This is a genomic window from Rhodoluna sp. (assembly GCF_044232805.1).
Classification (GTDB): Bacteria; Actinomycetota; Actinomycetes; order Actinomycetales; family Microbacteriaceae; genus Rhodoluna.
The window spans coordinates 1-21,844 of record NZ_JBIILG010000001.1; the positions used below are offsets into that span (position 1 = coordinate 1).

Genomic DNA, 21,844 nt, shown 5'->3' on the forward strand with positions numbered 1-21,844 from the left:
TTAGCTTGGTGCCAGGTCTAAAGAAATTTCGCAAAGAAGTAATGGAGACCTTGGATTACGACACAGTGGTTGTCTTAGACAGTCACTGGGCCACCACTGTTGAATTTGTTATAACAGCTCAAGCGGAACGCTCTGGTTTATTCACTTCCGAAGAGCTACCTAGAGGTATGTCCCAGGTTCCTTATGCATTCAAAGGTGATCCAGAACTTGCTATGGCCGCTGCGAAATACGATGAAAAGAACGGAACCTGGATTACACCAATTAGTGATCCACATCTTCCAATTTTTTACGCAACCGTAAACTTGTGGCACTACCTGGGCCGAGGTCTCGACAAGAAGTGGGTTTCTATTTCTGTATGCCAGACCGCAACAGCTGAAGATTTCCTGCGTGCCGGTCGGGCACTTGGGGAAGCAATTCGCGATACCGATCGCAAGGTTTTGCTGTTAGCTTCCGGTGCGCTATCCCACACTTTCTACAAACTTCGTGAGCTTCGTAAGCACGAGTCATCCGACCCTAGTCATATCTATTCGGAAGGTGCGCGTCTTGCCGATCTTGAGCGTATTGAATGGATGAAGCAGGGCGACCACGCCCGAATCTTGGACACCATGGATGATTTCAAGAAGTTCAAACCTGAGGCAAACTTCAGCCACTGGTTGACTATGGCTGGTGCAACAGGTGAGGGCGATAACACCGCCAAGGGCGTTATGTACTCCGAGTACGAAAACTCAATTGGCACAGGACAGGTGCACGTTTACTTCCCTGAGCCTGAAGGCGGTTTCCCGAGACCTAAGGACCTGGTTCTATCCCGTGACTGAATATAGAAGGATTCTGCTCGAGGGGGCAGCCGTTCAAGTAATTCGCGAAGGCGAGGAGCTTGCGGCTGCCGATGGCCGCAGAGTAAAGATCGCTGAAGCGATTCACTTGGCGCCATCTGAACCAACCAAGATTCTTGCGGTGCACCTAAATTACCGATCTCGAAGCGACGAGTTCATGACCAAGCTACCGGATGCCCCGACTTACTTTCATAAACCAATTACCGCTTTGAATTCCCATAACGGTCACGTCGTAAGGCCTGAGCGCTGCAAGTGGTTGAACTATGAGGGTGAGATTGTGATCATCATAGGAAAAACTTGCAAGAACATCTCACCCGATGATGCCGGTCAATACATTGCTGGATACTCAGTTGGCAACGACTACGGTCTTCATGACTTTAGAGACACAGACGCCGGATCAATGCTTCGCGTAAAGGGAGCAGACACCCTTGCTCCTGTTGGACCCGGTTTGGTCACCGATTGGGATTTCCGAAACAAATACATTCGAACCTATGTCAACGGCGAACTAAAGCAAGAAGACAACACCAAGAACATGGAATGGGACATGAACTATTTGGTTGCCGATCTTGCAAGAACAATAACTTTGGTTCCTGGAGACATGATCTTCTCGGGGACACCAGCAAACTCCCGCCCGGTCAAACCAGGCGATGTAGTTGATGTTGAAGTCGAAGGACTTGGTCGACTCAGCAATACAATCGTTCACGGTCCATCCCCAATTAGATCTGATGTCGGAGCCCAGCCAACTGAGAGCGAAGAGGTTATTTCAACCGCTATGGGTGGCGACTGGGAATTCCGCGGCATTAGAACTCCATCCAAAGACCTTTACCCTTCAAGAATCGAGGAGAAGAAATGATCAAAGTTGAAGTTGATATGACCAAATGCCAACACTACGGACAGTGTGTTTTTGAGGCTCCAAAGGTTTTTAGGCTCAATGAAGAAGACAAGCTGGAGTATGTTGCTGAGGTAGAAGATTCTGAACTCGACAACGTAGAAGCCGCTGTAGACATTTGCCCAATGCAGGCCATTCGCATCGTTTCGTAAATTGAGCGCACCCCTAGTAATTGTCGGTGCATCTTTAGCTGGTCTAAGGTGCGCTGAAGCGCTGCGGCGAAATAAGTACCTCGGGCCGATAAAGATAATTGGTGATGAACCCCATCTTCCCTATAACCGTCCGCCGCTTTCGAAAGATTTGCTATCTTCTGACACCGGAATTGACGAGGTTCTATTCCCTCTTAAGGATTCGATTTCCGATGTTGACTGGGTACTTCAAACTGCTGTTTCGAGTGTGGACACCAAAGCTCAGGTTGTAACAGATCTGTCTGGCACAAAACATCCCTATTCATATTTAGTAATCGCTACAGGTCTTCGGCCAAAACCACTACCAGTTGATTCAAATGGTATTTCGGGTGTTCACGTCCTAAGAACAATAGATGATGCAATTAGCCTTCGAGGATCCCTTTTTGCAGGTGCCAGGGTTCTGATACTGGGCTCAGGATTTATTGGATGTGAGGTGGCCGCAACAGCAATAAAGAAGGGTTGCGAGGTAAGAGTGGTTTCCAGGTACCACGAACCGATTGAGCACGCCCTTGGAAAAACACTTTCTTCTGAAGTAAAGAAGCGTCACATCGAAAAAGGCGTGAAGTTCGTCAGCGGAGCTTCAGTGTTTGGGCTTATAGGCGACGGTGCTTTAGAGCGAGTAATTTTGGATTCTGGAGTCATTTACGACGCTGATGTATTAGTTGTTGCTATTGGATCTCTTCCAAATACTGAATGGCTTAGTGGTTCTGGAATCGATATCACTGATGGTGTATTGGTGGATTCGACGATGCGAGCTATCGATGAGTCAGGAAACGCGTTACCAAATGTTTTTGCAATTGGCGACGTTGCAAGGTACCCAAACGCGTTATTTGATCAAATACCTAGACGTGTCGAGCACTGGAATCTTCCCAGTGAGACTGCTAAACGTGCAGCCGAGGTAATTGTCGCTGATCATGAAGGTGGCAGTCTCGACGAGGTTGTTGCCAAAACATTTGCCCCACTCCCATCCTTCTGGTCTGATCAGTACGAAATGAATATCCTCTCCTTCGGTATGACGTATCTCGCTGATGACAGCAAGCTAGTTGCGGGGGAGATTTCTGGTGACTGTGTATTCGAGTACTACCGCCAAGGAGAGCTGGTGGGGGTTTGTGGAATAGGCATGAGGCCTTTAGTTCAAAGCTATAGAACTAAATTTGAAATCTAGCTACGAACTCCCCTAATTGGTGGGTTGTGAAAAGTAGCTCCAAAGACTTTCTGAGAAGCACCAATTCGATCTAGGTAAGGTGTGATTCCACCAAGGTGGAATGGCCAGGCGGCACCCATGATCATGCACAAATCAATATCCTCAGCACTGGAAACTACCTTCTCATCAAGCATGAGCTTGATTTCTTTAGTGAGTCCAACAATTAGGTCATCAAAGATTTGGTCTTTAGTTCTAGTTCTTGTTCCGCCAGAAACAATTTTGATGGCCTCTGGGTCATAGCCAGTCTTGTTGCCCTTCGCGTCCTTGGTTCTAATGCGGCCTAGCTTGGCTAGCTGATGCAGCGAGTTGGTTTTGTAAAAACGCTCTGGTGCGAAGCCATACATCGAATCCAGAACGTGCGCTCCAACCTGAAGGCCAACAAGCTCGAGAAGATCGAATGGGTTCATCGGCAATCCAAGAGGTGCAATTGCGTCGGCTACCTCTTCGAACGGAATTCCTTCGTCAACAGCCTTCATGGCTTCGCCAAGAAGATATCCAAGTAATCTGTTCACCACGAAACCGGTGCTGTCGGAAGTAATGACCGCGGTCTTCTTTAGATCCTTGGCAACCCGCATCGCGGTTGCAACCGAGACATCGTTGCTCTTTGCTGCCTTCACAACCTCAAGTAGTGGCATGACCGCTACTGGGTTGAAGAAGTGGAAACCAACTAGACGCTCAGGGTGTTTGAGGACCTTCCCGATTTCATCGACCGACAAAGAAGAGGTGTTGGTAGCCAAAATGGCATCTGGGCGAACCACAGCTTCCACTCGTGTAAATACATCGTGTTTAACCTTGAGCTCTTCAAAGACTGCTTCAATAACCCAGTCGCAGTTCGCAAAGTCATTCAGATCTAGCGTTCCACTTAGATTTGCGCTGTATCGATTGCGGTCGTCAACAGACAGCCGGCCCTTTTCAACTAGCTTGTCTAGTTCTGCACGGCAGTAAGCAAGACCTTTGTCAACACGATCTTGAGAAACATCGGTGATTACTACCGGCACCTGAAGTCTTCTCAGGAATAGAAGTGCGAACTGGCTAGCCATCAGACCGGCCCCAACAACACCGACTTTTTGCACCTTGATTGCAAGCTTTGGATCTGGTGCACCCTGAGGGTTCTTCGCGTGCTTTTGAACCAGGTTAAAGGCATAGATACTCGCACGGAACTGATCCGAAGCAATCAGTTTTTCTAGTTCTTCATCCTCGCGTGCAAAGCCCTGCTCTTTGGAGCTGAACTTTGCCTTATCCAAAAGATCCAGGGCAGCGTAGGGAGCAAGTGGAACGGAGCCGATGTTTTGCCTTACCATTTTTCTGGCGATTGAAACAGCCGGTCCCCAGATAACTAAGCGTTCGAAAAGACCTGGCTTGTTTGGGCGAGAGACTTTCTTTCCAGAAAGAACCTTGTCCGCCCAAACCACTGAGTCTTCAATAAACCTCTGAGGGTCAAACATGACATCTGCAATTCCAAGCTTTAGAGCATCTTTCGGACTCAGCATGCGGTTTTGCTTCAAAGGATTTTCAATAACAACTTTGAGCGCATTTCTGATTCCAATCAGATTTGGAAGCAAGTACGCCCCTCCCCAACCAGGAAGCAGCCCAAGAAAAACTTCAGGCAGGGCAATTGCAGGAGCTGCGGAGTTAACAGTTCGGTAGTTAGCGTTTAGAGCAATCTCTAACCCACCACCAAGAGCCAGACCGTTTATAAACACAAATGTGGGAACTGGGAAGCTTCCAAGTTTGCCAAGTGCAAAATGTCCCAGTTCAACAACCAATCTTCCAGCGTGGGTAGAAGGAATCGAACCCACTTTGGAGAGGTCTGCTCCGGCCGCTAAGAAGTATGGTTTGCCGGTTACGGCAAGACCTTGAATCTCGCCGTTCTTGGCACGCTGCTCTTGAAGCTCGATGGTTTCGGAGAACTCTTTGAGTGTTAGTGGGCCAAGGGTTGATGGCCGGGTGTGATCTTTGTTGTTATCAAGAGTGATTAGTACAAGAATTTTTCCAGAAGGTAGTTTTACATCTTGAACGTACGAGTGGGTTATTACCTCATCAGTTTTTGACCACAGCTCTGAGAAGTGATCGAGTTTCATTAGTTTTTCTTTCCGTCGTAATTCTCGTTCTCCCAGATAACGGTTCCGCCCATGCCAAGACCAATGCACATTGTTGTAATTCCATAGCGAACATCTGGTCGCATCTCAAACTGGCGAGATAGCTGATTCATTAGGCGAACTCCGCTTGATGCCAGCGGGTGACCAAAAGCAATTGCTCCACCCCACGCATTGACTCTTGCATCGTCATCAGCAATCTTGAAGTGCTCCAAGAAAGAAAGAACCTGAACAGCAAAAGCCTCGTTTATTTCGAATATTCCAATATCGCTAATTGTTAGGCCAGCTTTTTTCAAGGCTTTCTCGGTTGCTGGGATTGGTCCTATTCCCATGATCTCTGGCTCAACACCTGCAAAAGCAAATGTCACCATCTTCATCCGTGGCTTTAGTCCGTACTGTTTTACTGCCTGATCTCCAGCCAATAAAGAGATGGTCGCACCATCAGTCAACGGAGAAGCGTTTCCTGCGGTTACTTTTCCATTTGCTCGAAATGGTGTCTTTAGATCTTTCATCCCCTCGACGGTTGAGTCTGGGCGAAGAAGTTCATCTCTGTCTACAACCCTTAGGCCCTCCGGGGTGGTAGCCGAAACGGAAACTAGGTCCTGCTGGATGTAATTGTTTTCGTAAGCAGCAGCAGCTCTCTTCTGGCTTTGAACTGCATATGCATCGGCACGTTCTTTGGTTAGCACTGGAAACCGGTCGTGAATTTTCTCAGCGGTGTTACCCATGTTTAGGGCATCTGGGTTTACAAGTTTCTCTGCAACAAAGCGTGGGTTTGGATCAGCGTCAAAGCCCATCGGGTGTCTACCCATGTGCTCAACACCGCCTGCAAGAACTACGTCGTAGGCGCCAATACCGATAGCGGAACCGGTCATGGTCACAGCTGTCATCGCCCCAGCACACATCCGGTCGATAGCAAAGCCTGGAACGGAGTTTGGCAGTCCTGCCAAGATGGCGGCAGTGCGACCAATGGTAAGTCCCTGGTCGCCGACCTGTGTGGTAGCTGCAATTGCAACATCATCGATGGCGTCTTTAGGAACAGACGGGTTTCTATCTAGCAAACCAATCATGGCTTTTACTACTAAGTCATCTGCACGAGTGTTCCAATAAACACCCTTTTCTCCGGCCTTACCGAATGGCGTGCGGACTCCATCAACGAAGTAGGTGTTCTGCATTATTTGGTCGCTTCTTTCTTTAGTGATTCGCGTCTTCTAGCTTCTGCTCCAAAGGCCAGGTCACTTCTTATTAGACCCTCAGTCAAACCGAAGCAGTCAACTAAGTCTAGGGAGTGAGGCTTTAGCCTTCCAAGCAGTCTGCCGTCAATGTAGTCGGTGATTGCCTCAGCGCGGTGAGAGCTCAGTCTTCCGTTGATCATGTACCAAGACAGATTTTCTTCTAGCAAGGTGAAGCCAAATAGGTCTCTCAGCCAAGTCAAAACCTTCTTGGTTTGAGGGTCCTGAATCTTGTTTAGAGCAGAAGTGAACGCTTCCCACTGAATTAGTTCACCGTGAGCCTTAGCGGCCATGATCAAATCATTTTGGTGACGGTTGAACAACCGCTCTGATTCAACAGGATCCTTCTTTCCAGAGTGACGTAGTTCATTAGCAAGCTTTGCGATCATGGTGTGAACGCGATCAGTTAGCAGCTGGTGCTGGTGCTCTTCCTCTCGAACAAAACCAATTGATCTAGCAGTTGAACCAAAGTCGGTGAACTTCTGAGCAATTCCGCGAAGACCGCCTCGGTTGATTGCAACCTCACCAACTTGCTCAACAACATACTGAGCCAGTGTTCCAAAATCAGGTGAAGCAAATGCTTTGGAGTAGTCGCTCAATAATCTCTTTGCAACAAGCTGCAACAACACGTTGTTGTCACCTTCAAATGTTGCATAGACATCCAGGTCTGCTCGCAAACCAACCATGCGGTGCTCGGCCATGAAACCTTGACCACCGGTTGCCTCGCGGCAAACCTGAATGATGTCCAGCGCATTCCAGGTTGAAAGAGCCTTAGATGCTGCAGCAACAGTTTCTAGATCCTGTCTGGTGGAATCAGTATCGTTACGACCGCTGAAGACCTCGTCAAACTGTTCTAGAAGATCCAGATGTGCGAATGCTTGAGCGTAGGTTCTTGCAAGGGCTGGAAGCAACCTTCTTTGGTGGCGACCGTAGTCCATTAGAACGTGTTCTGTTCCGTCGTGAGTTGGGAACTGAGTTCTTTCGTGGGCATAACGTATAGCAATTGTTAGCGCAACCTTCTGAGCGTTGGTAACACCGCCAGTGATTGAGACTCTTCCCTGAACTAGGGTTCCGAGCATGGTGAAGAATCTTCTTCCCTTGGATTCAATAGGAGATGAGTATGTTCCATCCTCTGCAACGTTTCCGTAGCGGTTTAGTAGCCACTTTCTAGGAATGCGAACATTGGTGAAGTGAAGTCTTCCGTTATCAACACCATTTAGACCGCCCTTTACTCCATCGTCGTCCCCGCCAACACCTGCTAAGAAGTTTCCACTGTTGTCTCGAAGAGGAACATAGAAAGCGTGTACGCCATGGTTTTCGCCTTTGGAAATCAGCTGCGCAAAAACTACAGCTGCCTTAGCGTGAATTGCAGCGTTACCGATGTAATCCTTCCAAGCGTGACGAGAAGGTGTGTGAATTACAAACTCTTGTGTTGCCTCGTCATAGATAGCGGTTGTTCCGATGTTTGCAACATCGGAACCGTGACCAGTTTCAGTCATTGCAAATGAACCGGGCGTTTCTAAAGTGACCACCGAAGGAAGTAGCTCTGCGTGGTGAGAATCTGTTCCGAGATATAGAATCGCTGCGCCGAATAGTCCCCACTGGACTCCGTATTTGATCTGCAGTGAAGGGTCGGCAAAAATCAGTTCTTCAAAGACTGTTAGTGACCCACCTGGATCGGCACTGCCACCTGCGATGGCAGGGAAGCCATATTTGGTGGAACCGTTTTCCACCAAGATCTTTAGTTGGCCAAAGACGCGCTCACGATGCTCGTGATGGGTAAGTCCTGGGATTTGCCACATTTCGGGCTGCTCGCAAATTCGACGGGTGTGGAGACGAATGTCTTTCCACTTCCCCCCCAGCATGTCCCCAACAATGGTGGTGTCTACCTTTGGCAGTATTTCGCTTTGCATCGCACACTCCTTCGTGTTGCTTTGATTGTAAGCACCGAGGAAATCATTGAATTTGCGGGTCAGATAAGTCTGTAACTAGCTACAACCCCAGTAAATCCAAGGATTGCATATTTGTATGAAGCCTACAAAAAACTAGGTGTTTTTTTGGAAGGTCAATTTCCTTCAAAAGTAACTGGTGACTTAGAAAGATAGGCCTCCATTGCCCGTCTGGCGTCTTTAGATGCCGCCAGCCTGGCAAGGCGCTTCCCGATAAAGGCATCTTCAGCGCCTTCATCCAATAGCGCAGCTCTAGCTGAAGCCAAAGTTGCCTGCACCGCTAGCGGTGCTTGGGCAGCAATCTTTTCTGCTATCTCGAATGCACGATCTTTTTCGGTTCCAACCGGAACGACTTCATTCACAATCCCAAGACGAAGCGCAGTTGCTGCATCAAAAGAATCTCCGGTAAGTAGGTATCTCATTGCGTTAGACCAGCCAGCTGATCTTGGCATTCTCTTGGTGGCCCCGCCAAATGGCAAAAGCCCACGTGAGACTTCTAGTTGGGCAAACTTTGCGTTCTCAGCAGCAATTACAACTTCGCTGTTCAATGCAAGTTCAACACCGAGTGTGAAACAAGTTCCTTGAATTGCAATCACAACGGGTTTTGATGCCAGCTTGGATTGAATTCCCCAGGGGTCTAGTCCACCTTCTGGAACCATAGCCAAACCATCGGCGTTTAGTTTTGGTGCAACATCTGCAAGATCCAATCCAGCAGTGAAGTGATCACCGTGTGCAAAAACTAGTCCGACTCTAAGTTCTGGATCTGAATCTAATTTGCCGTAAGCCAGAGCAAGCTCTTGGAGCATTTCCATGTCCGCGGCGTTTAGTTTTTCGGGGCGGTTCAACCCGATAAGAAGTACGTGACCTTTTTGCTCAACAGTCACTTTTGAAGTTGCGTTCATTTATACCTAAGTGAATTAGTTTGGAAGGTTGGCTTCGATCAACGAAACGATGTCAGGAGCATCTGGTTTAACTGTTGGTCTAAAGCGGTGAACTTGGCCGTTTGGAAGAATTAAGAACTTTTCGAAGTTCCAAGCAACTGGTCCTGCCTTACCGGACTGATCTTCGGTCTTAACTAGCTCTTTGTAAAGCGGGTGCCTGTCTTTTCCGTTTACCTTTACCTTCTCGGTCATTGGAAAACTAACGCCCCAGGTTGTTGAGCAGTACTCTGCTATGTCTTCTGACTTCTTTAGTTCCTGCAAAAACTGATTGGAAGGCATCCCAAGAACCGTGAAGCCACGGCTCCCATATTTTTGTTGCAGCGCTTCCAGAGCTTCGTATTGAGGGGCCAGGCCACACCTGGAAGCCACGTTGACAACTAGGACTACTTTTCCAGCGAATTGGGAAAAGCTAGCGACGGTGCCATCTATCATGGTGAGTTCGGTTTCTTGAATGCTCATGTCTAAATTCTACGACCGAAGCGGGTAGATTTATCTAGCCCAATGAAGCTCACTAGAAAAGGTTCTCTTGCACGTCGCCTTGTTTATGGATCAGCACCCCCACTCTCTAGGTGGGGTTCAAACCTCAGTGATGCTGCAGGCTAAATACCTAAACCGCGCTGGAGTTCAGGTAACCATTTTTGCTCCCAAGACAAAAAAAGCCCGTGTAGACGAAAACATAAAGGTTCTTCCCTCTAACTACTCACCTCTTGGCAGAGAGTACGCCATCGTCTGGTCGCTTAGAAAAGCAGCTAGGTTCTGCGAAGAGGTTTACAAAGAAAGAAGTTTCGACATCGTCCACGTTCAGGGCGACTTCGCAGCAGCCAGCCTGGGAGCTGCCTTAGCCAAAAGATTCGACCTGCCTCTTGTCCATACTGAACACACCAACCTTGACGTGATGGCCAACAAGCTCATTGGAAAACCCATGAAGATCATGTTTTTGAAGTTCTTCACTTGGCAATACGGTCATTTTCTAAAAATCAACAAGCGGCCAAGGGTTATTAACGCCTTTGATTATGTGAGCTTTATCCTGCCGCAAGCAGATCTAGTTATGGCTCCTTCGAGACACTACGCCGCTTTGTTGGAAGAAAAAGGAGCTGCAACCAATGTTGAAGCTAGCTTCACAGGTGTTGATGACGATGAGATACAACAAATCAAAAGAATTGTCCCTGTTCCAAACAAACCAATTAGCTTCGTCTGGGCTGCAAGGATGCAGCCTGAAAAAAGACTTATTCAAACCATCGAAGCTTTTGCCAGATCCAAGGTCAAGGCCCACCTAACCATTTATGGTTTTGGTCCACTGGAAAAAGTAGCCAAGAACTTGGTTCGGGCAAGGCTTATTTCTAAGAGGGTCACTTTTAGAGGCCGCGTCCCACACAACGAGCTTTTACAAATCTTTGCCAACGCTGATGTGGTTATGCAAACCAGCATTGGTTTCGAAACCCAAGGTTTGACTGTGTATGAATCACTGGCAGTTGGAACACCGGTTTTGCTGTGTGACTCAAAGATTGCAGGAGAGCTTCCAAAGAAAACTTACTGGCTTGATAAGTCGGGAACCATCAAGAGCTTGTCAAAGACGATCAAAAAGGCCGCTGAAGATGTCTCCGAGGGAAGCAACAAGAGGGAGCTATTGGAGGACCCAACCTGGTTACTGCAGGGCGCTCTTACTAACAAAATGATTGAGACATACAAGCAACTTATTGCGCAAAAGCAGGCCAGATAGTTTCCTCTTTGTTGCAAAGCCACCAATGGGGGTCCGGTTCGCTGGGCCGCTAAGTAAACTAATTCAAATAGCAATAGCGGTTTAGTTTGTTGAGGTAGAAAACGATGTTTCTAGAGGCAGCTCTAACTAACGCAACTTCTGCGCCTGTTTTGGCTTTCGTTCTAGGACTTTTGGCAGTAGCAATTAAGTCTGATCTTCGACTACCAGAAGCGGTCTATCAAGGACTATCTATATACCTGCTACTAGGTATCGGTATCAAAGGTGGTGTTGCTCTATCTGAGGCAAACCTAGCTGAGGTTTGGCTGCCAATCCTGGGAACACTAGCTCTAGGAATTGTCATTCCACTTCTTGCGTTCATTGTTTTAGGAACACTTACCAAGCTAGACACAATAAATAAGGGTGCTCTTGCCGCGCACTATGGATCTACCTCGTTGGTTACCTTCTCGGCTGCCTTGATTTTTGTCGAATCACAAAACATTTCTTACGAAGGCTACGTAACAACGCTGCTGGCAATCCTTGAGGTTCCAGGAATAGTTGTTGGTTTACTTCTAGCATCCAAAGGCCTAAACAGAGGTTTGAACTGGGGAGAATCCCTAAGAGAAATTGTTACCTCTAAATCAATTGTTTTGCTAGCTGGCGGTTTGGTCTTGGGTTATGCAACCGGTGCCAGTGGTTACGAAAGAATTGAGCCTCTCTTCGGTGGTCTCTTCACCGGTGTTCTTGCATTGTTCTTACTTGAAATGGGTATCGTTGCGGGAAGAAGACTTCCTGATGTTAAAAAAGCTGGTTTTGGATTGGTTGTCTTTAGTGTCGGATTCCCGATTCTTTCTGGTTCCCTTGGAGTCTTGGTTGGTGAACTAACCGGCTTGAGTCTCGGTGGAAGTGTGATCTTGGGAGTTCTTGCAGCCTCGGCTTCGTATATCGCAGCCCCTGCTGCGGTGAGGCTTGCTTTGCCGGAAGCCAGTCCAGGTGTTTACCTGACAGCATCACTGGCAATTACTTTCCCGTTCAATTTGATTTTTGGAATTCCAATCATGTTTGCAATTGGTCAATTTGTGGAAGGTTTGGGTATTTAATGTTTTCCAAAAGAAAGTTGCTGACGGTTGTCTGCGAGGGAGCGCTTGAGTCGAGGTTGATCAAGGACCTGCTGGCTCTTGGGGCTAAGGGTTACACAGTGACCGACGCCCATGGCACAGGACCAAGAAACCAAAGAAATGGTGATCTAGAGGGTGGGAACATTCGCATCGAGGTTGTGACCGAGCAGGTCACACTAGAAAAAATCATTGAAAGATTGCAATCCGACTACTTCCCAAACTACGCAGTTAGCGTTTGGGTAGCGGATGTAGAGGTGTTGCGCCATGAGCGCTACTAACTGGTAGTCAGATGATCTATTCGTTTATATTGTCCCTGATCCCCAAATTGCTGACGATGTAATGTAGGAGTGGACTGGACTCCGGTCGCTTCTGGCCGTAGCAATTCAAAATAGTTTTTGCAATCTGCAACTGATGTTGAGTGAGGGAAAGAATGCCTGATGACAAAGGAGTAGCAGATGTGTTGATTTCTGTGGCCGCAATTAAAGACCTAGAGACTTGGAAACTTACCGCGGAGCAACTTCATAGACGAATTGCATCTAAAGAATATTGGCTAATCGTCCCCGACGATGAAGTTGATGTTTTTCGAGCTTCGACCCCTGATGTAATCCAGGTCTTTCCTGAGTCTATTTTCACTTTTGAGTTTGAGCATAAATTATATGAGTGTCAAGGAAGGGCCCTCCCAGCCCGAAGGGGTTGGTATCTTCAGCAGCTGATAAAACTTGCAGCCTTAAGGACCGCCAGTAACTGTGAAAGAGTCGTCATTTGGGACGCGGACACAGTGCCATTGCGCGAAATCAATTTCTTCAGTGAAACTGGCTCCTGCCGTTACTATTCGGGAACGGACTACCACCTGCCGTATTTTGAAAATATCGACAGGCTTCTTGGGCTTGACAAGGCGCAGCCGGAATCACATATCACTCAGAACTTTCCAATTCTTGGAAGTCAAATAATAGCTTTTTTTGATTATATTGAGAGGCGACACTCCAAAAACTGGTGGGAAGCCGTCATTGAATCAATCGACTTTGATGAAATCAGTGGATTCAGCGAATATGAAGTATTAGGCACTTTCGTTTCATTTTTTGAAGAAACTGGGGTGGGTGAAAGGCAAAGTGGTGCATGGTCCTATGGTGTTGCGAGCCAAATCTCACGTCACCTAAAGCGAAGGAGCCCTAAGTCTCCTAAATTTGACTTCATAGCTGTAGAGGAGTGGGCGCAACCAAAATACGGTTACATGGTGGCTGACGAGAGTGTCAACAAAATTTGGATGGTAGTTGTAAGTTTAGTCTCACCTATCCTTCAACTGTCTCGAAGAATTCTTCGGAACATGAGATCACTGGATAACTAAGTTCCAGGAATCTTTGACTTACATAACGGACTTCAGCCGTTCAATTTTTTGCAAATTAACGAATTCTTAATGACCACCTCCGGAAAACGTTCAAAGTCCCAAGTGTTATTCGGCGAATTTAGTGGAACTTATACCGTTTTATTTCAAGCATGTGTTGAAGCTTTATAGGGAGAGAGCCGACGTAGAAATAGTGAATCTAGCAGCCGTCTCAAAAGCGGATCATTGGAACTATAAACATCGACGCAATAGCAGCTTCCAAGATAAATGTAGATGGTCTTCAATACGACTTGGCACTTGGGCAAGGGTCAAATTGTGGAGGGGTAGTGGTCTATTGGATCTTTAAGAATTCCTGAAAGATATCAAAACCTCATTTTTACAAGTTGGTGCGACGCTGGAAGAGCGCCTGGATGTGCTAGAACCACCAAACCTTCTGGGCCCTGGTTGCATACTCTGTCCGTTTAGCCAAAACATTATGCGACTTTTTCCAATGAGCATTTTGTATCTTTTTTACATCTTGTAAACCGTTGTGACAATCAAGCCACCGTCTGACGGCAAGGAAAGCAGAGTCTCTTGATGTTGCACAATTAGGTTAAATGGTTTTTCTGTAAGAACAACGCCCGAGTTAATCGATAAGCGGGTACCTGGACCGGTTTCCTGATCTAGGTTTGCCTTGAAATTCGGTTGTTTGGGCAGGTGTTCCGTTACGAAAAGATAGCTGAATTCCTTGGGGATGCGACTGAGAAACCTAGAGATGTCCTCGTTCGATAAGTGTTGAAGCACTTGCCTCACAAGGAGCAAGTCACCTAGGGGTATCGGATCAATAGTTAGGTCTAGCTGTCTAAATTCTACTGGAAGGTCACGATAGTGACCCCGATTAAATTCAAGTACGTCCTCAACAACGTCACAAGCAATGTACCTCTCAAAGAAATTTACGAGCCTGGAGCCCACTCGAAAATCGCCACACCCCAAGTCTACGGCTGTGATTCGATTAGGTAAGAGTTCCACAAATTTCTTCACGGCGATTATGTAGGGATCTATGACTTCTACTTCCACGGATCCTCCTCCCGAGTTAAACGGGAGGTGATCTGATTCGGAAGTACCCCACGTCTTTTGTGTGTAGATTTTCGAAAAGATTTCCATATTACTTTTCCGTTTACTTCGAAAAAATTTGAGACCCGCGAAAAGTCTCTTTACGATAGATACCATTAATAGTTTCATGTTTTTCTCCAAGATGTCATGGGGTCCTAAGCTGTTGGAGGCACTCGAGCGGCTCCCCAACATTCTGGTGCGTATTTTCTTAGTCGTTTTTCTTGCACTCGCAGCCATCGCCGCAGTTGCATCCATCTAGATTCATGTGCTCTCTCCTTCCCATAGATCTGACGATACAGCTATTGAGCTCTTTTGCAGTTAGTTTCTATCTTTTCCAGTCTGGGCTGACCACAGCCAGGCTACTAAGCCTGCGAAGGTGAGAATTACGGCAACAAGAGCAACAAGATAAACATTGTCTTTATAAACGTCATAGACAGAAACTAAGCCGAAGAACAGGGCTAGGTAGCCAAGAAGTATCAACTTGTTTCTCATTTTCAAATAATAGCCATTTCCTGTAAGCACGCCTCCCAAAGGAGGCAATTTATCGGCGGTGCTATCATGGTGAAATGCCTGCTGTGGGAGTTGTTGTTCCAACTATTGGCGAGCGCCCCCAGTACTTAGACATCACCCTAAAATCAATCCGCGAAGCTGGTAACAGCTACATCGTGCTTGTAGGTCGAAAGGGATTTGATGCTACCTCATACCAAAATTCTGGTTTGGTAGATCTTTACATTGACGAGCTTGAGAAATCGGTACCCAAAAAGATCAACCAAGGATTTAGAACGCTTCCAGAAAACATCGAATACATCACTTGGATAGGTGATGACGATCTTCTTTCGCCAGGGTCACTGGGTGTTGCAGTGAGTGCTCTTACTAGGCCCGAAAAGCCCGTTTTTGTTTTTGGCCACTGCCAATACATCGATTCTGAAGGAAATGATGTTCTAGTGAAGCGAAGTGGTAGCTGGGCAGTTCCCCTACTTAGATTTGGTCCACAACTTATTCCCCAACCAAGTGCTGTGTTTAGAAGGGATGCCTTCGAGAGAGTAGGTGGGCTGTCAGACAAATTCGCGTTCGCCTTCGATTTTGACTTGTTCCTAAAGCTCTCCAAGCTTGGAAAAGCCGTCTTTGTTGACCAGATTCTTTCTAGCCACAGATGGCACGCCACTTCCCTGACCTATAGCCGCAGGTGGGACTCTGTAAAGGAGGCCAGTGCTGTGAGGGTCTCGAATCTGTTGCCATTACTGAGAGTTTTATCTTTCTTGTGGGAGATTCCAATAATGCTAATCACTTACCTTGCGGGAAACATCCTCAGTAGCGGAATCGTGCCTAGTTTCAAAAGCACGGATACTTAACAGCCTTAGAGCTGGAAGTGAGTAAAACTCTCTGTAAATGGCTCTCTTAAGTTCTTTCTTTCTCCAGTGATTGAGGGAGGCCGTTAACTGCCATAGCGGTCTTACCTAGGTACTCTCCAACAAGTCCAAGCGAAAGAAGTTGGACACCGGAGAATAGTAAGACAGTAACCATTACTGATGCCCATCCAGCCGGGAAGACTTCTAGGAACAGTCTTTGAAAGATAAGGAAAACGCCTGCAAAAATGCTCACTAACGAGATAGCGCCTCCCAAAAGTGTCATCATCCTGATTGGCCTAATTGATGTTGTGGTAGTCATCTCTAGCCAAAGTTTTATAGATTTAGAAAAACCATAGTGTGACTTGCCTGTTTTTCGTGAGTAATGAGCAACTTCGACAGATTTGATGCTGTTTGTCATAGCAAGAATCAAACCATCGATGTAAACAAAAGGACCCTTGAATTTAAGCAACTCAAGAACTATCTCCTTTCGAATCACCCTGAACGGTGAAAGGTAGAGCTCCTGAGGTTTTCCCAAGACAAAGGTTGCCACCCTGTTATTGAATTTACTGCCCGCCTTTTTCCAAATTGGATGATTTCGATTCCTAAAAGCACCATAAACTACATCGGTTTCAGGGGCCAAAGCTTCAATTAATTTTGTTATGTCCCCAGGGTCATGCTGGAGATCGTCATCCATAGTTACCACTATCGAATTCTTTGCCTCTGCTAAGCCGGCAAGTACAGCATTGTGCTGGCCAGAGTTGTTACGAAGGAGAATTCCCTTGATTGTTGGGTATTCACTTTTGAGTCGCTTTATTGCGTTCCAACTCTTGTCTGGCGAGGCGTCACAAACCAAAATTAGTTCGTAATCATAGTTTTTTTCTGACATAACCTGGTCAACGCTTCCAACCAAATCAGGAAGAATTGCCTCACTCGCATAAACTGGAATTACGATGGAGATTTTAGTCTTCAAGCTTGCACCACTTTTCTAACGTGTTTTCATAATACAGTTGCCCAAAATCGAAGCCTAGTCTCGAAGCGTGATACTTAGTGTCACTAAAATCAACTTCATATGGCGTTCCGCCTTCTACCAGATCTAAATTGGCTTGTGTACCCAAAATTGATTCGATGATGGAGACAATCCTTGTAACTTTGATGTTTATTGGAGGTACCAAAGATAGGACTTTTTGTTCCCCTGCATTGTCTACTACGTCTTGAAGTAGCAAATTCATTTCATCCACACCTAAAAGGTACCGGGTTGCGTCGCGTTGAATCTTAATTGGGTTTGCCCGCTTGATTGAGTACTTTAGATAGTTCACAAGATTGGCTGGATTGCCAGCTGGGCCGACTACGTTCGGCAGACGAATCACTCGACCAGCTGGCTTTGAAAGAACTATTTTCTCCATTTGTTTCTTATGCGCAATGTAGGGAGACTCAGCCAAGCTAGTGTCAAAGATGCTGCAGGTTGAAAAATAGTAGAAATGTCTTTTCTCTGTCCCCTCAAGAGTCCTAATCAGCAAATTTGTTTCGCGTTCGAATTCGGGTCCGTTTTGTTGCTTTGAATTTGAAACCCCCGAGGCAAAAAACAGAACATCCTTATGTCTTAGTTTATTAAGTGATTCGCCCAGTAACCCACGGCCAACAATCAAACCCCCAACCCCCCCAAGGTTTATTACTATTACTGTTCTCTATTTGTTACTTTTAGTATTTTAGACTAAGGGACAGCATGTGGGTATTTGGACTTAGACCGAGTTTGTCGACTCGAAATAGTCCAAATGATTGATTGAAAGTTGTCTGTTTCATAATTCGGGTTCCCGCACCGCGCCTTAGCTCACCGCATGAACATATGTGACCAATGAAGGGTAGATTTTAGGAATGACTATTCGGGCCGAGTCACTTGAGCTGTTCCTGGGGAATTTGAGATCTGATGACCGGGTCCTCGTGACGGGTGCTGGCGGCTGGTTTGGTCGCACCGCAGTCGCAATGACTAGGGAAGCTGGGCTAGATCTACTAGCTACTGGATCCAAAGATCAACAGGTAGAAATTGATGGACAAAGCCAGGCTGTCCATGCCCAGGATCTCGATGTTATATCGGCCTTCAAACCTACGGTTGTCATCGATACCGCGTTTGTAACTAGGGAAAGACTCCCAATCCTTGGACACAAAACCTACATCGAGACAAATCAAAAACTCATAGATCAGTCTCTGGTCATAGCTGCCCTGCCTTCGGTCAGAAAATACATTGGGTTCTCAAGTGGTGCAACTATGCACCTGGCGGGTCACACTTCTTTTTCCCTAGAGGAAAACCCATATGCTGCTCAGAAACGCATTTACGAGAGCAAGATATCCGATATTGCCGAGAATCTTCAATCCGATATATCAGTTGCAAGGGTTTGGAGCGTTACTGGTTCTTATTGCACAAAGCCACAAGCTTTCGCATTTACTGATTTGATCGCTCAGGCCAAGTTGGGTCTAATCGAAATCAAGGCGAAGCATCTTGTTTGTAGAAGGTATTGTTCTGTCGAGGATGTTCTAGCGTTAGCCCTAATGCCACTTGGTCGTGGAAGTCAGACTGTTTTTGACACAGGGGGAGATTTGATTGAAATTGGGGACCTCGCCAAACTAGTTGTTGAGCTTGTTAATCCAAATGCTAAAATACATCGCCAAATTGATCCAGGGCTTCCTTCAGACGACTATCACTCGGACAATAGCGATTGGGAGAACCTCGTTGGCGTTAAATTACTAAGCGAAGATTCCACTAGAGAGCAAATTGCAAGGGTTGCGTTCTAAAGATTTAGTCGTTCAGCAACTTCCAACGGGCTTCAAGCATTTCAATTCGCTTGGCATCCTCAGCGGTGATTCGTGCATAGTAGTCTCGCTTGTTCAACAACCAAAGCATCTCAAAGTGGACTGCATTCACAAGACCTTGTTCAATGTTGTCAATTGTTGTTGCGTCCCCACCGAAAACAACTTTTCTTGTCTCAAACCTAGTCAAATGGACGGCTGCTACTTCTCGAATGACATGCAGGGAGTCGCTAGAGATTGCTCCGCCCATTACGAAATCAAGCTTCGCGTCCTTGGCTGCCTTAGCTGCCGTTAAGACGTAGTTCGTTACCTCATCGGTGTTTATTGAATCTCTGGTTAGACCAAGGGAGCCAGCAAAATCTACTCGGCCAAAAACCATTCCATTTACGGAGTTAGGCCTGGAGGCCTCCTCGACCATTCCAGACAGGTTCTCAAAACCGGTTATTGTCTCTAAGTTAAAGAGAAAATCTGTGTCTTCCCGCTCTTCTTCTGTATAGATGAGGTTCGTGGCTGCCGAATATTTACTTAGCGCGTAGGCCGTTTCAACCATGGGTGCGACGATGTACCTAACCCCAATTTGTTTCGATTCCAAAAGATCTCGGATGGCTTCGCACCCTCCAATCTTTACCGTAAGGGGAAGACCTGCAGATCTTGAGATGTCAACGAGCCTAAGAAGCTCATCAATACGTGTTCCTTCTGCTTCAAATTCAGCTTTAACACTCACCACACCGAATTCTTCTCGCCCACGCGTGAGAATGTCCCGCATTTTCTTCTCGGTTTTGTTCACCTATGCCCCCTAAAGGATCAAAGAATTAGTTTTTAATCGTAATGGCTTGCCTAATTATCCTACTTCTAGTGAGGGGGGGTTGTGGTTGCGAGTCGAGTTAGAGTAAGCCAAGGGCTTGGCCTACCAATTGGAAACTGTTTTGCCTCACCACTTTTTCCATGGAGCCGCACCGGAGTCCCAAATTTCATTCAACATTTGAGATTCTCGGAAGGTGTCCATCGGCTGCCAAAAGCCAGTGTGCTGATAAGCACCTATTTGATTTTCTCCGGCTAGTGCCCTAAGAGGCTCTTCCTCAAGCACGGAGTCGTGATCTATGTAGTTGAAAATTTCAGGTTGGAAAATAAAATAACCAATGTTAATCCAGTCGTTGACCTTTGGTTTTTCTCGAAACTTAAGCACTGAACCGGTTGAGTCCATGTCGACTACACCAAATCTGCTCGAGGCCTGAGTAGTGGTCATTGACGCAGTCTTTCCGTGGCTCTTATGGAAAGCCAGCAGGGCGTTCAAATCGATATCTGCCAATCCATCTCCATATGTTGCCAGAAATGGCTCGCCACCCAAATACTTCTCAACTTTTTTGATTCGGCCACCGGTCATGGTGTTTAGCCCAGTTTCTGCAACTGTAACCGTCCAGTCGAACTCGTCATGGGAGCCGTGAAATACGGTACTGCTTTGATCTCCGAGTTTGGTTGTGAAATCTAGGTTTGATGCTCCGTAGTTATAAAAGTAGTTCTTGATGAACTCACTTTTGTACCCGGTACAAATTACGAAATCCGTGATTCCTTGGGCCCCAAGTAGTTTCATAATGTGCCACAAGATGGGTCGGTTTCCAATTTCGACCATTGGTTTTGGCCGAAATTCTGTTTCTTCTCTCATTCGGGTGCCTAAGCCTCCAGCTAGCAGAACTGCTTTCAAAACTGACACCTCTTCCCAAATCGCGCAAATGGATACTCAAAATTCTATCGGGGCATTGGTCTACGATTGAAAGAATGAGTAAACACCAGGGAGATACCAGTGAATCAAGACCGACTTAGGGCTTCAATTTTGAAGGAAGTCTCTCGGTTCGCTGAGGTGCAACTGGAAAAACCTGCCTTTATCAGGGGCGAGTCTGCTGTTCCAGTTTCTGGCAAAGTCTTGTTTCCTGCAGATTATGAGGCGCTCGTTGATGCCTCGTTAGACGGCTGGCTTACCGCTGGAAGATTTCATGACTCATTCCAGAGAGCTTTGTCCAAGTATGTGGGGGCAAGGAACGCGATCTTTGTAAACAGTGGATCTAGTGCAAACCTTGTGGCATTGAGTGCCCTAACTAGTCCGAGGTTGGGTAAGAAAAGACTCTTACCGGGCGACGAGGTAATAACGGTTGCGGCAGGCTTTCCAACGACCGTTAACCCAATTATTCAAAATGGTTTGAGGCCGGTTGTTGTCGACATCGAACTTGGTACCTACGATGCCATTTCTGAGCAGCTAAAAGAAGCTGTTGGACCAAAAACTCGGGCAATAATGATGGCTCATACTTTGGGAAATCCTTTTGACTTGGACACGGTGAGGGCTCTGTGCAAGGAGCATGGTCTTTGGCTGGTAGAAGATGCCTGTGACTCACTGGGTTCTACCTACGATGGCCAAAAAACTGGAAGTTTTGGAGACACCGCGACACTTAGTTTCTACCCAGCTCACCACATAACAACAGGCGAAGGTGGAGCAGTATTTGTCAAGTCACCGTTAGTGAGAAAGCAAGTGGAATCCTTTAGGGACTGGGGGAGAGACTGCTATTGCGAAACTGGCCATGACAACACTTGTCACAAGAGATTCGAGTGGCAACTTGGTGACCTGCCCTTGGGTTACGACCACAAGTATATTTACAGCCATATTGGATACAACCTAAAGGCCACCGACATGCAGGCTGCCCTTGGGTTGTCGCAACTCAAGAACATTGATGCTTTTACGCAAGCAAGAAAAGACAACTTCAAGCAGCTCTATAAGCAGCTTGAAGAAGTTGAGGGGCTAATTCTGCCGAAGGCAACCCCAAAATCGGACCCGTCCTGGTTTGGCTTCCCAATTACTATCGACCCAGAGAGCTCAATAAGCAGGCAGGGACTACTGCAGTTTTTGGATTCAAGAAAAATCGGAACGAGATTGTTGTTTGCAGGTAACTTGCTAAAGCAGCCTGCCTATAAAGGTGTAGATTTTAGAGTCGTTGGAGACCTAAAGAATACTGACATTGTTATGAATAACACCTTCTGGGTTGGGACATATCCAGGTCTTTCCTCCGAGATGATTGACTTTATAACTGAGTCAATAACTGAGTTCGTCCAAAAGGGATAATTTT

General features: G+C 46.6%; 22 protein-coding genes. 11 read left to right on the top strand and 11 right to left on the bottom strand.

The genetic code is table 11. The features are described from left to right. The 4 genes from AC9UES_RS00005 to AC9UES_RS00020 form a co-directional block, all read left to right on the top strand. Nucleotides 1-815: DODA-type extradiol aromatic ring-opening family dioxygenase (locus AC9UES_RS00005; RefSeq protein WP_509525354.1), on the top strand; the 815-nt coding region annotated here is incomplete at its 5' end. After that, the gene (locus AC9UES_RS00010; RefSeq protein ID WP_509525356.1) at nucleotides 808-1,686 is read left to right on the top strand and encodes a fumarylacetoacetate hydrolase family protein; all 879 of its coding nucleotides are present in this window, start codon (nucleotides 808-810) and stop codon (nucleotides 1,684-1,686) included. The genes AC9UES_RS00005 and AC9UES_RS00010, both read left to right, overlap by 8 nt. Then, nucleotides 1,683-1,874, top strand: coding sequence for a ferredoxin (locus AC9UES_RS00015; protein WP_509522940.1), 192 nt, complete (start codon nucleotides 1,683-1,685; stop codon nucleotides 1,872-1,874). Before AC9UES_RS00010 ends, AC9UES_RS00015 begins: the two co-directional genes overlap by 4 nt. Before the next feature lies 1 nt (nucleotide 1,875). Beyond that, complete coding sequence (locus tag AC9UES_RS00020; protein ID WP_509525359.1) at nucleotides 1,876-3,075, top strand: NAD(P)/FAD-dependent oxidoreductase; 1,200 nt, start codon at nucleotides 1,876-1,878, stop codon at nucleotides 3,073-3,075. On the opposite strand, the gene AC9UES_RS00025 is transcribed toward AC9UES_RS00020, so the two are convergent. The 5 genes from AC9UES_RS00025 to AC9UES_RS00045 form a co-directional block, all read right to left on the bottom strand. Next, entirely contained in the window at nucleotides 3,072-5,195 is a 2,124-nt protein-coding gene (locus tag AC9UES_RS00025) for a 3-hydroxyacyl-CoA dehydrogenase NAD-binding domain-containing protein (protein ID WP_509525362.1), read from the bottom strand. The two genes, AC9UES_RS00020 and AC9UES_RS00025, sit on opposite strands and share 4 nt — an antisense overlap. Then, on the bottom strand, nucleotides 5,195-6,385 hold the full coding sequence (locus tag AC9UES_RS00030) for a thiolase family protein (RefSeq protein WP_509525364.1): 1,191 nt from the start codon (nucleotides 6,383-6,385) through the stop codon (nucleotides 5,195-5,197). The genes AC9UES_RS00025 and AC9UES_RS00030 overlap by 1 nt, the downstream gene beginning before the upstream one ends. Next, entirely contained in the window at nucleotides 6,385-8,355 is a 1,971-nt protein-coding gene (locus AC9UES_RS00035; RefSeq protein ID WP_509525366.1) for an acyl-CoA dehydrogenase family protein, read from the bottom strand. Before AC9UES_RS00035 ends, AC9UES_RS00030 begins: the two co-directional genes overlap by 1 nt. Before the next feature lie 152 nt (nucleotides 8,356-8,507). Beyond that, complete coding sequence (locus AC9UES_RS00040) at nucleotides 8,508-9,293, bottom strand: crotonase/enoyl-CoA hydratase family protein (protein WP_509525369.1); 786 nt, start codon at nucleotides 9,291-9,293, stop codon at nucleotides 8,508-8,510. 15 nt (nucleotides 9,294-9,308) lie between these two features. Beyond that, nucleotides 9,309-9,791 carry a glutathione peroxidase gene (locus tag AC9UES_RS00045; RefSeq protein WP_509525371.1) on the bottom strand — a complete coding sequence of 161 codons (483 nt, stop codon included), beginning with the start codon at nucleotides 9,789-9,791 and terminating at the stop codon, nucleotides 9,309-9,311. An 85-nt stretch (nucleotides 9,792-9,876) separates the two neighbouring features. On the opposite strand from AC9UES_RS00045, the gene AC9UES_RS00050 reads away from it, so the two are divergent. From AC9UES_RS00050 to AC9UES_RS00065, 4 genes are all read left to right on the top strand, one after another. Then, nucleotides 9,877-11,052 carry a glycosyltransferase gene (locus AC9UES_RS00050; protein WP_509525373.1) on the top strand — a complete coding sequence of 392 codons (1,176 nt, stop codon included), beginning with the start codon at nucleotides 9,877-9,879 and terminating at the stop codon, nucleotides 11,050-11,052. A 104-nt stretch (nucleotides 11,053-11,156) separates the two neighbouring features. Further along, nucleotides 11,157-12,128, top strand: coding sequence for a sodium-dependent bicarbonate transport family permease (locus AC9UES_RS00055; RefSeq protein WP_509525376.1), 972 nt, complete (start codon nucleotides 11,157-11,159; stop codon nucleotides 12,126-12,128). Then, nucleotides 12,128-12,424, top strand: a complete 297-nt coding sequence (locus tag AC9UES_RS00060) for a DUF3240 family protein (protein ID WP_509525378.1) — start codon at nucleotides 12,128-12,130, stop codon at nucleotides 12,422-12,424. The genes AC9UES_RS00055 and AC9UES_RS00060 overlap by 1 nt, the downstream gene beginning before the upstream one ends. A gap of 152 nt (nucleotides 12,425-12,576) precedes the next feature. Next, nucleotides 12,577-13,491 carry a DUF6492 family protein gene (locus AC9UES_RS00065; protein ID WP_509525380.1) on the top strand — a complete coding sequence of 305 codons (915 nt, stop codon included), beginning with the start codon at nucleotides 12,577-12,579 and terminating at the stop codon, nucleotides 13,489-13,491. 507 nt (nucleotides 13,492-13,998) lie between these two features. On the opposite strand, the gene AC9UES_RS00070 is transcribed toward AC9UES_RS00065, so the two are convergent. Next, nucleotides 13,999-14,544, bottom strand: coding sequence for a class I SAM-dependent methyltransferase (locus tag AC9UES_RS00070; RefSeq protein WP_509525382.1), 546 nt, complete (start codon nucleotides 14,542-14,544; stop codon nucleotides 13,999-14,001). 354 nt (nucleotides 14,545-14,898) lie between these two features. Then, nucleotides 14,899-15,072: a hypothetical protein gene (locus AC9UES_RS00075; protein WP_509525385.1), complete on the bottom strand. Its 174-nt coding sequence runs from the start codon at nucleotides 15,070-15,072 to the stop codon at nucleotides 14,899-14,901. A gap of 74 nt (nucleotides 15,073-15,146) precedes the next feature. Here AC9UES_RS00075 and AC9UES_RS00080 point away from each other — a divergent pair, with 74 nt between their 5' ends. After that, nucleotides 15,147-15,932 (top strand): glycosyltransferase family 2 protein, encoded by a 786-nt coding sequence (locus AC9UES_RS00080; RefSeq protein WP_509525387.1) that lies wholly within the window; start codon nucleotides 15,147-15,149, stop codon nucleotides 15,930-15,932. Nucleotides 15,933-15,978: 46 nt separating this feature from the next. Here the strand turns inward: AC9UES_RS00080 and AC9UES_RS00085 are convergent, their stop codons facing one another. Beyond that, nucleotides 15,979-16,899, bottom strand: coding sequence for a glycosyltransferase family 2 protein (locus AC9UES_RS00085; RefSeq protein ID WP_509525389.1), 921 nt, complete (start codon nucleotides 16,897-16,899; stop codon nucleotides 15,979-15,981). Continuing rightward, on the bottom strand, nucleotides 16,889-17,332 hold the full coding sequence (locus AC9UES_RS00090; protein WP_509525392.1) for a hypothetical protein: 444 nt from the start codon (nucleotides 17,330-17,332) through the stop codon (nucleotides 16,889-16,891). Before AC9UES_RS00090 ends, AC9UES_RS00085 begins: the two co-directional genes overlap by 11 nt. Nucleotides 17,333-17,801: 469 nt before the next feature. Here AC9UES_RS00090 and AC9UES_RS00095 point away from each other — a divergent pair, with 469 nt between their 5' ends. Next, the gene (locus AC9UES_RS00095) at nucleotides 17,802-18,716 is read left to right on the top strand and encodes an NAD-dependent epimerase/dehydratase family protein (RefSeq protein WP_509525394.1); all 915 of its coding nucleotides are present in this window, start codon (nucleotides 17,802-17,804) and stop codon (nucleotides 18,714-18,716) included. A 4-nt stretch (nucleotides 18,717-18,720) separates the two neighbouring features. Here the strand turns inward: AC9UES_RS00095 and AC9UES_RS00100 are convergent, their stop codons facing one another. Beyond that, nucleotides 18,721-19,518 (bottom strand): aldolase/citrate lyase family protein, encoded by a 798-nt coding sequence (locus AC9UES_RS00100; protein WP_509525396.1) that lies wholly within the window; start codon nucleotides 19,516-19,518, stop codon nucleotides 18,721-18,723. 144 nt (nucleotides 19,519-19,662) lie between these two features. Further along, nucleotides 19,663-20,442, bottom strand: coding sequence for a glucose-1-phosphate cytidylyltransferase (gene rfbF / locus AC9UES_RS00105; RefSeq protein ID WP_509525399.1), 780 nt, complete (start codon nucleotides 20,440-20,442; stop codon nucleotides 19,663-19,665). 90 nt (nucleotides 20,443-20,532) lie between these two features. Between rfbF and rfbH the strand changes: the two genes are divergently transcribed. Beyond that, nucleotides 20,533-21,840: a lipopolysaccharide biosynthesis protein RfbH gene (gene rfbH, locus AC9UES_RS00110; RefSeq protein WP_509525402.1), complete on the top strand. Its 1,308-nt coding sequence runs from the start codon at nucleotides 20,533-20,535 to the stop codon at nucleotides 21,838-21,840. The last annotated feature ends 4 nt before the right edge of the window (nucleotides 21,841-21,844 follow it).